The sequence below is a fragment of the Arthrobacter sp. TMS2-4 genome, from assembly GCF_054511075.1.
In genome coordinates this window covers 1-9,081 of sequence record NZ_JBTNDI010000026.1, presented here as the reverse complement: position 1 = coordinate 9,081, position 9,081 = coordinate 1, and the positions used below count along the sequence as shown (strand labels likewise).

Annotated in this window: 8 protein-coding genes and 1 pseudogene; 1 reads left to right on the top strand and 8 read right to left on the bottom strand. The window is 60.1% G+C overall.

What is annotated here, in order from left to right; all coding sequences use genetic code 11:
* Nucleotides 1-111 precede the first annotated feature (111 nt).
* Complete coding sequence (locus ACX80F_RS16700; protein ID WP_459337507.1) at nt 112-363, bottom strand: hypothetical protein; 252 nt, start codon at nt 361-363, stop codon at nt 112-114.
* 607 nt (nt 364-970) lie between these two features.
* On the opposite strand from ACX80F_RS16700, the gene ACX80F_RS16695 reads away from it, so the two are divergent.
* A complete protein-coding gene (locus ACX80F_RS16695; protein ID WP_459337506.1) occupies nt 971-2,140 on the top strand; it encodes a hypothetical protein in 1,170 nt (389 codons plus the stop codon).
* Nucleotides 2,141-2,972: 832 nt separating this feature from the next.
* Here the strand turns inward: ACX80F_RS16695 and ACX80F_RS16690 are convergent.
* The 7 genes and pseudogenes from ACX80F_RS16690 to ACX80F_RS16660 all read right to left on the bottom strand — a co-directional run.
* Nucleotides 2,973-4,049, bottom strand: coding sequence for a phosphotransferase family protein (locus ACX80F_RS16690; protein WP_459337505.1), 1,077 nt, complete (start codon nt 4,047-4,049; stop codon nt 2,973-2,975).
* A gap of 112 nt (nt 4,050-4,161) precedes the next feature.
* The gene (locus tag ACX80F_RS16685) at nt 4,162-4,548 is read right to left on the bottom strand and encodes a nuclear transport factor 2 family protein (protein WP_459337504.1); all 387 of its coding nucleotides are present in this window, start codon (nt 4,546-4,548) and stop codon (nt 4,162-4,164) included.
* 185 nt (nt 4,549-4,733) lie between these two features.
* Nucleotides 4,734-5,033 carry a hypothetical protein gene (locus tag ACX80F_RS16680; protein WP_459337503.1) on the bottom strand — a complete coding sequence of 100 codons (300 nt, stop codon included), beginning with the start codon at nt 5,031-5,033 and terminating at the stop codon, nt 4,734-4,736.
* Between the two features lie 290 nt (nt 5,034-5,323).
* Complete coding sequence (locus ACX80F_RS16675) at nt 5,324-6,634, bottom strand: ISL3 family transposase (protein WP_459337502.1); 1,311 nt, start codon at nt 6,632-6,634, stop codon at nt 5,324-5,326.
* 534 nt (nt 6,635-7,168) lie between these two features.
* Complete coding sequence (locus ACX80F_RS16670; RefSeq protein ID WP_459337501.1) at nt 7,169-7,564, bottom strand: DUF2599 domain-containing protein; 396 nt, start codon at nt 7,562-7,564, stop codon at nt 7,169-7,171.
* 24 nt (nt 7,565-7,588) lie between these two features.
* A complete protein-coding gene (locus ACX80F_RS16665) occupies nt 7,589-8,131 on the bottom strand; it encodes a hypothetical protein (protein WP_459337500.1) in 543 nt (180 codons plus the stop codon).
* A 255-nt stretch (nt 8,132-8,386) separates the two neighbouring features.
* A pseudogene (locus tag ACX80F_RS16660) lies at nt 8,387-8,846 on the bottom strand (ISL3 family transposase); the annotation flags it as partial.
* Between the last annotated feature and the right edge of the window lie 235 nt (nt 8,847-9,081).

Below are 9,081 nucleotides of genomic sequence, written 5' to 3'. Positions count from 1 at the left end.
TTCGAGTGGGATGTAGGAGTTTCCTCGAAGGATCACGCGGTGGCCGCGTCCATGTCCATCATTATGACGAACCCGGCAACCGCGCTACACCACTATGCGGGGCACAACTCCCTACTCGGCCTGCTCCGGGTCTTCGTCGGAGTAGCGATACTCGTGGCGAAGCGTCTTGATCTGCTTGATCGCCATGAAGATCAGAAGGGACCCGAAGACAAGAGCTACAACGGCTGCAATAGTCGCTCCTGTGGAGGGCTTCCAAAAGGCAAGAAACACCAACGCGACTGTGAGCCCGCCCAATGCAACGCTCTGCATCGTCCACCAGATCGTGCCGCGGCGCACTGTCGGGTGGGTCCATTTTTCAGTCAAGTCATCTCCAGCTGATCAAAAGGGCCCGCACTGGTCGGTCAACGGCTCTCGAGCCTAGTCGCAAGGGATGCAGTTCCATAAGCCCACCAGCACGGCGAACGATCGTCGATCGGAGAATGCTGGTGCGCAGTAGGACGACGGCAGTTGCTCTACCGAGTCGTCACGCTAAGGACGGCAGCGATTACGAATACTGCGCCAAGTATGGGGAGCACCATCCAAGCTTTTCTCTCCGCGCTCAGCGGTTCCCCCTTCTTTCGCGGGTGTCGTGCTGCCCACAACGAGCTGCCGAGGACGAGCGCAATTCCGCCGAAGAGACAGACGAAGTAGAGGATCGCGTAAGAGGTATCCATAGTTCCGCATCGTACTGGAGCTATCGACTTGTCCTACAGGCCATCGGCTTACGGACTCGGCCTCCCGTCCTCATTAGTACCGCCCTTAGATAGCGGGATTACATGATCCGCTGTCGGGTCCGATGTAGCGCCACGCTGAGCCCGATCTGGACTTTGAGTCGTGTGTCCTAGTGCTTGTTTGTTAGGGGAACCGTGCAGACTGAACCCGTGGCTGAAGGAGCTTTCCTCTCAGTTGAGGGCTAGCTATGGGGAGTGACATGTCCGGGAACCAAAAGACGACCAACAAAAAGCCGCTTGGTCCACCACTGGCTAGCGAGCAGTACTCCGAATTGAACGCGACGTTCTATTCCTCAGCCGGTCCCACCGAATACGTGCGTGCCCGCCAGCAGTCGATCATCTTCACTCTCTCGGACGGCGACGAGGCGGCTGACATCCTTAAGAAGGGTGTGCAGTATGGCGCGTTGCAGGGCGGCGCGTCGGCTCGCATGCCGCAGGAGTCAAGACTTCGCTACGCCTTCCTGGACAGCACTGTGCTGGTGCACCATGCCGGAGAGTCTTTGATGCGCCTCTGGCTGGCCCATATGAACTTCCCGTTGTGTCCGTGGATCAAAGTTGCCAGCGTTACTGAACCAGGGGACTTCAAGAGGCAGGCAGCTAAGTTCGCGGAACCAGACACGAGCCACGTTGATCGAAAGACCGTTGCATCGGTGTTCTTGGGCGGTGAGACAGCCGAAGACGCTGGCGTCGAGATGAATCAGGAGACGTGGGAGGACTCGATTGAGGGGATCATCGAGTTGCTTCGGGTCGTGGCACACCGCCTGACGAATGAGAACGCGCTCTACAACGCCGCCAAGCACGGCCTTGTTGGGATACCTGGCGACCAAGGTGAGATCCAGTGGGACGATCACCGGATGGCTGGCGGCCCGGGAATTACGTATCTCGAAAGCAGGCGTGACGGCAAGTCCAACCCGCGGCAGTTCAGCATGTGGGTGACCTCCACATTCACAAGTCTTGAAGGAAACCTGCTGCTGATCGAGCTAATCATCCGAGCGACTCACTCGCTGTGGAGCGTGGCGCGAAGGAAGTACATAGGGCTTCCGGGTGATCTTGTCTTAATCAGTCGCGACGAGGTTTATGCCACTGTGGCAATAGGGCCGATAAAGGACGAACGCCATCTAGTGGATTGGTCACAGAAGCTACCGACCTATACATACGAAACCGGGCAGCGGAAGATCGCGAACGCAGAATTTCATACGAACGCAATCGGACTAGGTGACGACGTGCTCGAGGCAAGCGATCGACTAAACGGCCGGCCCGCTGAACCAACCTTCGTTGATCTGCCCCTTCGCGCGGAGGATGAGCGAACCCCGTCTAAGTCCACTCGCTCCCTCTTCAGTTTCTCGCCAGCCGGCAGTTCAAGCGTCTGACACGAAAAGGGTATTGTGCTCTTGCGTTACGCTGGCCGCCCTAACCTCGAAACACAACAGCAAGACTTAGGAGCACCCATCGCGCCGTCCCTCAAGACTGAACCCTTCGGGCGCTTCGCGGCTTCTACCGACGTCACTCATGGGCTCTAGTCGCGCCCATACCGGCACTGGCCCCGCTCACCACTCCCATCACAGGCGACTTGCCCCCGCCCGTAACGGGATCCCCTACCGCGAACTGGCATCGGTGTTCTTTACACCGTGTTCAGACGGACTGTTGAGGAGCGCGCATCCCCTCCGCACTCCTCCGAACCGCTAATCCGCGTCCACTCCACCGCGGCTTCAGTTCTCACAAGAACCTCGCCAAAAGAATCGAGCGCCTGGACTGTGACCTCAGCCGGTTGAACCATGTCCGTTTCAATCTCCCAACTCTCCTCGCTGATCCGCGAGGCCCTGAAGGAAGAAAAGAGTGAGACTGGCTCTGGCTGGTGAGTTGCGGGCGTTCCCAAGGAAACCGGGGGCTTCGGCGGCTGTTGTTCCACCGGCTCCTGTGGTGGCTGAACGGGTACACCCGAGGAACAACCGTCGTCGTCTGAGCAGATTTGCACTGCAGCAACAGCGCCGGCTCGAGACCCAGTTACCTCGATGGGTATCACTGTTGAGTGGCCTATCGCTGGGCATGCTGTAGGGACCACCTGCGTGGAACAGCCGATGACAGCGGTGAGTAGAACCAATGCGCCCAGTACCGCACCGAAGTTCCGCATATTGCCATCATCCCAGAGGCCTCTCTGAAAACACCGGGCCGCACGAGAAGGGATCCCCTTGAGGGCGGCCGCTAGTTTTTTCCGGCAGTATGCTCGCCACTGGTTGGTGGTTTGTTGGGTGGGCTGCAAACGGTCTTCATCAGAGTCCTTCGGACGGACGTGATGGTAAGTCGGGTTTCGTCGTTCTGTGGGCTGGTCATCGTGTGCATGAGGGTCAGGAAGCGTTCGCAGGCTTCCCATCCTGCACGCCGCGCTCTGAGGGTTGATGCATCCTCTGTATCTTTGCCCGCGCGCCGCATTTCGGCGACATACTGGTCAACGAAGTAGTTGATAAGGTCCTGAGTCATTGGTGCGTAATCCGGTCCTCCGTGGATGGTCCCGCCAATGTAGGCGAGGTCCTGAGCCACATCACCGAATTCAGCCCATTCCCAATCGATGAGGCTCATGTCGTCTCCATCGATCACGACGTTCCCCACGATCAGGTCACCATGGATCAGGCTGAAGCGGCGGGCTACCCCGCCTTTGTCCTCGCATCGGCGTACAAACGCCTGTACAACTGGCACTAAGGAGGCGATGTCGGGGTTCTTGAACAGCGTGGGGTGCGACTCCTTCCACCACTGCAGGCCGGCTTCAAGGTGACCTGAGAGACTGACTTGATCGTGTTCGGGTGCGTGGACCGGGCCTGCCATGGCTTCCTCGACCGTGTGCAACCGGGCCAGGGTCTTCGCTAAGCGAGCGAAATCGGAGGCTTCCCACTGAGCTGCGTCTTTGATCTGGCCGGGCACGAAAGTGGTCAGCACGTATCGGTGGCCTAAAGGGTTGTCGGCGGAGTCATCGAACGCGATGCCACGGGTGCCGACACCGGTGGGTACCCTTGCCAAGGCGGCGAACTCGTCTTCCATCGGTCGCGGCGCTTCCTTCGCGCTTCGATGCGGGACTCGAAGCACGAAAGCATTACTGTCCGTGACGATCTGCCAGGCTGTATTTGTTGCACCGCGTCCAAGGAACCGAACCTCCAGCGGACCTCCCGGCTCATAACCGGGAACGGATACAGATCCGCGTGTCAGGGCCTTCCTAAGCCTCGCTGTACGCGAAGCGAGCCCTTGATCGGGCAATTCCCCCACCAGCACCTCAGCATTTGAACACATAGATACCAATCCTCACACTGGAGACACGCTCTCGCACGAGGCAGCACGGATAACAACTCCAGCCGATCGGTTGAGATGGTCCCTAAATTGCCCGCCGATCCCCACAGAAAAATCAGTTCAATAGCTGAGTGGACGGGAGAAGCGGCCCCGCGTGCCCTGCGACCAGCAGCCAAACACCCTCCTCTTCCGTCCACACCTGCGTCATCGGCATCCGGTACAAGTTGCGCCCCGCGGCCGTCGTGACGTCATCTCTCACGATGCAGGTGAGGACCGCGGTGGAGCCGCACATCGTGATCTTCGGGTCTTCGAGCATCTGACCGTGCCAGGTGTTCTGTCCGTCTATGTTGGACTGAAGGTAGGTCTCGCGATCGAACTGGTCGCCCTTGTGGGAGGTCCAGGAGAACTGCGGGTGCAGGAGCTCGCGCAACAGGGCACTGTCGTGCCGGCTCAAGGCGTCCGCCCGCTTTCTCGCGGCTTCCAGTATTTCTTCGGTGCGCATCACTCGAGTGTGTCAGTCGTTATCCCGGCTTCATGGGTGACGCACGGACAGTGATTCCTGCAACCACCTCAAGGAACGCTTCAGGATCGGCCTACGGACAGTGGGGCGGACGGCGCTGCTCCTGTCGCATGACTGGTCCCAGGAAGCGCTCGGACGCGATCCACCCGAGAGTAGGAACATTGACGCTATTGGGTAGACATGCCGTTCATATACACCGCTTTAGCCTCGTAATTGATTTCTGGATCGTTGGCTGTCACAGTGAAGGAATCCTGTTCTGGCGACAGCGGGCCTGAGAACACGATGGCGCTTGCGCCATCACCGAGCTCACAGACCGCTTCCTCGCCGCCCTCCAGACCGAGAGTGCCGGTGGTAAGGCATTTGATGTCGACGCGAACGTGAGTAGCGTCATCGGGCGGAGCCCCGAGTTCGATGGTCTGTGTGCCGGTGTACGTACCTGAAACCGGGTCCGCGACTGCTGTGGCCACACCACCTGTGGAACTGGGCAGTGGCTGGTTGTCAGCTTCCGGCTCGTCCGCTGCAGTGCACCCCGTAAGTAGGAGCACTGTGAGCAGAGCCGCAGTTGCTGTGATCGCGGAACGTCGTGGCGTCATTTGCGTAATTTAGCAGGAACGCCCGTGAGTGCATTCGGTATCGATGGTCAAATGTGGAAACGATGCGGAAGCGTTGCCTTCACAAGCAGAGATCATCATGCGTGAACCCACGCATAGCTGCCAGAGGCCGTAGAGGAATTCTCTGTCGTACTGAACAAAGCGGCTCATCCGATTCGAGGGTGTAGTGCTGGTTTGAATCCGCCCGATTCGAGCAGTGAGCGGGCGATGTAGTTGGTGAGGTTCCGAAAGCCCAACGCGGAGCCGCGGAGGTGTTCGAGGCGGCCGTTGATGGCCTCGGTTGGTCCGTTACTGGTGCCGGGGCGGTCGAAGAACGCGAGCACGTCAGCGGCGCGTTGTTTCAGGGTCCGACCCAACCTGCGGAGCTCGTTCAGAGCGGCGGGAACACCGGCCTGAACGGCGTCGATCACGGCTCGCATCATCTCTTTTCCTTTCTGTTTGTTCGGTTCGCGGTACGCGGCGACGACCCGCTGATAGATGCCCCACGTCGCTTCGACCTGGACGTGGTCTTCGGACGCGAAGACGGCATCCAGGCGCGCGCCCTGCTTGTCAGTGAGCAGGTCAGCACCGGTATGGAGCGTCCGCCTTGCCCGGTAGAGCGGGTCACCGGCCCTGCCCCGGTGGCCGAGGGTCGCTTGCTGAACACGTTGCCGGCACCGGTCCAGCGCGTCTCCGGCAAGCCGGACCACGTGGAAGGGGTCCATGACAGGTACCGCGTCCGGGAGCTCCTCGGAGGTAGCGGTCTTGAACCCGGTGAAACCGTCCATCGCGACGACCTCGATGCGCTCCCGCCACGCCTGCGGCCGACCTTGGAGCCAGTCCTTGAACACCTGCTTCGAGCGGCCCTCGACCATGTCCAGCAGCCGTGCCGGGCCCGTCTTGTCACGGATCGGAGTCAGATCGATGATCACGGTGACGTACTTGTCGCCTTTGCGGGTATGCCGCCACACGTGCTCATCAACGCCGATTGCGGTGACGCTGTCGAACCGGTGAGGGTCATCGACGAGTCGGCGCTTGCCCTCTCCGAGGACGGCGTCGTTGGCGGTGTCCCACGCGACTCCAAGTCCCTCGGCGACCCGCGCCATAGTCAGGTGCTGGACCACAATTCCTTCGAGCGCCCACCGCAGCGCGCGACGCGAGAGCTTAGCTCGCGGGTCGGCGGCCCTCGTCGTGTCCTGACGCCACACGTGTCCGCAGCCACCGCACCGGTAGCGGCGGATCGTGACCAGCAGTGTCGTCGGTCGCCACCCCAACGGCTCATGCGCCAACCGGCGTATCACCGTGTCTCGGGGCACCCCTTCACCCCCGCACCGGCGGCACCACCGATCCGGTTCCACAACACGACACGCCAACACAGCCCGGTCAGGCTCGAGTCTCTGCCCGGTAACGACAAGCCCGAGCTCATCAATACGGCAGAACGTGGTCAGGTCAGGGCAAGCAAAGGTAACGTCAGACACGTCGAGGTCTTTCAGATGGGCAGCGTGAGAACTCCCATCATCGGAAGGCCTCGACCTCTACCCCGCCATCAACGCGCCAACCCCACCCACACTTTCAAATCGGATGAGCCCCTTAAGGGTCGAGGTTCCGTTACCGCGCAAGGGCTAGAGCAATTCGTGATTTACCCGCTCAGCTCCTAGATGGATCCCAACCCATCCCGCAACGACAGAGCCCGCCCGCACCCTGGAAACCAGGATGAGGACGGGCCAGGCCGCGATAACAGGGCAGCCTTTAGGCGTCGTTCCTTGTGGATACTTCTCGTCGCTTTTCCTGCGTGAACTTCAGCAAGGTCAGCGATATGAAAGAGACGACAGCCAGGGCTGCTGAAACGGTGAATAGCTTTATCGGCCAAGTAGGCCCATTGTCGTCAAGACTTGAGACATTCCAGCCGAATGCCAACCCCAACGCCACATAGACCACCACAGCTACCGTAATGAGGGTGCTGGCAATGAATATCAGATAGAGGAGGCGTGCGATGATTCGTCCAATCTAATTCACGGGTTGCACTGGTAAGCGATGGACGCGGACCAATTCACCAACGGCCGCCAGGACTCCATGTTGTAGGTGTCCGGCTCGAAGATATTCCACCCGATGTGGCAGTAGAACTGTTCGACGATTGTATCCGTCATCCGCCAAGCGTTGGCGCCCATTTTCGTGCGGAGTTCATCGCGGTGGGCCCAGAACTGGAAGGGCTCATCGTTGCTTCGGCCCCACTGAGTGGGCACGACGTTCACCGCGTACCTCACACGGTCGGAGCCCCACCCGAGCCGAGATATGAGGTCGTTTCCGAGCCACGGATCGGCGACGACGGGATACGTGATGCCTTCAGCTACTCGGTGTTCGACGACTTGCGTGACTGTCGTTCCGTCGATCCTGTAGGTTGTCGGCACCGTGGCACCGTTCGAGTCCTTCGTTCAGGGTGCGGCGAAGCCCCCTAGGTAGGATCCGTCTGCGGCGAAGAACGCAGCGCCACCGTCTTTCTGGAGGGTGATCGATGCGCCTTCGGGGAGGTCGACGGGGTAGGCGAATTCCTCGGGGGCGTTGGGGCTCTCGATGGTGGTGGTGATCTGGACGCTGCCGTCGTCCTTCACGACTGGGGTTGTCCACGTCGAGTTGTTGTTGTCGAAGGTGAGGTGTCCGTCTTGATCGACGACACCTTGGTCAGCGGTGGCGGCGAACGGGAGGCCCAGATCGATGGTGCTTACTTCCGACGATATTGACACCCCATCGGTTGGGTCTGTTGAAATCTCAGCGAATTTCTTGTCGAGCAACAGCTTGTGGCTTTCGCCGGGGCCCAATGTGAGTTGAGCGAACTCTGCTGCCCCTGACAGGACCTCGGGAGCGAGTTCTGATAGCGGGGCGATAGTGGTGGCCTCGTCGGAGGCAGTCTCCGGAGGCGCGGTAAGGGTGAGTGTCGCAATCGAGGCAAGCGCGATCGCAATGGCTTTCTTATTCATGTTTCCCCCATGAAATAGCCCGGCATCCCCCATGGATAAACCGGATTGGTCGTCCTATAGAAGCATTAAAACTTTATCGCAAGATCACGAACAAGTAACGGTTGTGGACCGCACTCAGAAGCGGCACCTCCTACTCGGCTGCCCCTTGACGCGTAACTAGAACCTGTGTGGTGTTATACGAAGAAGCGAAGGGGGATCCGAGACCCCACCGCTACTGAAAACCCCCGGGAATCCGGGGGTTTTCTGCATTCTCCGGACGCGTTTGCCCTCAGGGAGCACCGTACTGTTCACGGTGTTCGCTGTATGCCGGTGACACGCCCAAACCTTCGGCGATCTCGGCGACGGTCGAATGCTGACCGACGATGCCGATCAGGACCCAGCGCAAGCACCGTCGGGAGAGCTTCGCCCGGGGTTAGGCGACCTTCGTGGTGTCCTATCGCCACACGTGCCCACACCCGGGACATCGGTAGCGGCGGACCCGAATTAGCAGTGTCGTGGGTCGCCAGCCGAAAGGTTCGCGCGCCAAACGCCGGGTCACCATGTCTCTCGGCGCGCCCTGGCACCCGCACCGGCGGCACCAGTCATCGGCGTCGACCACTCGACACACCACCACCGCACCGTCGGGCGTCACCTCCTGGCCTATAGCTCTCAGTCCGAGCTCGTCGAGGCGGCAGAACGTGGTCAGGTCAGGAGCATCGACGGTAGCGGTAAGCACGTCGAGGTCTTCCAGATGGGCGGTGTCAGAACTTCCGTCATCGGAAGCCTCGATGCCTACCTCGGAACCGACGCGCAAACCCCACCTACACTCTCGAATCGGATGAGCCAACAAAGCGTCCGGTGGAGGATCCTCAGCGGACAACCGGGATGGGTTCCATGTCCGGGCGTGGGTCGGACTGGAGTCGGGCGTGCGTCTCGACATCGAATCGTTCGGACCCGTATTGCAGTTTCTG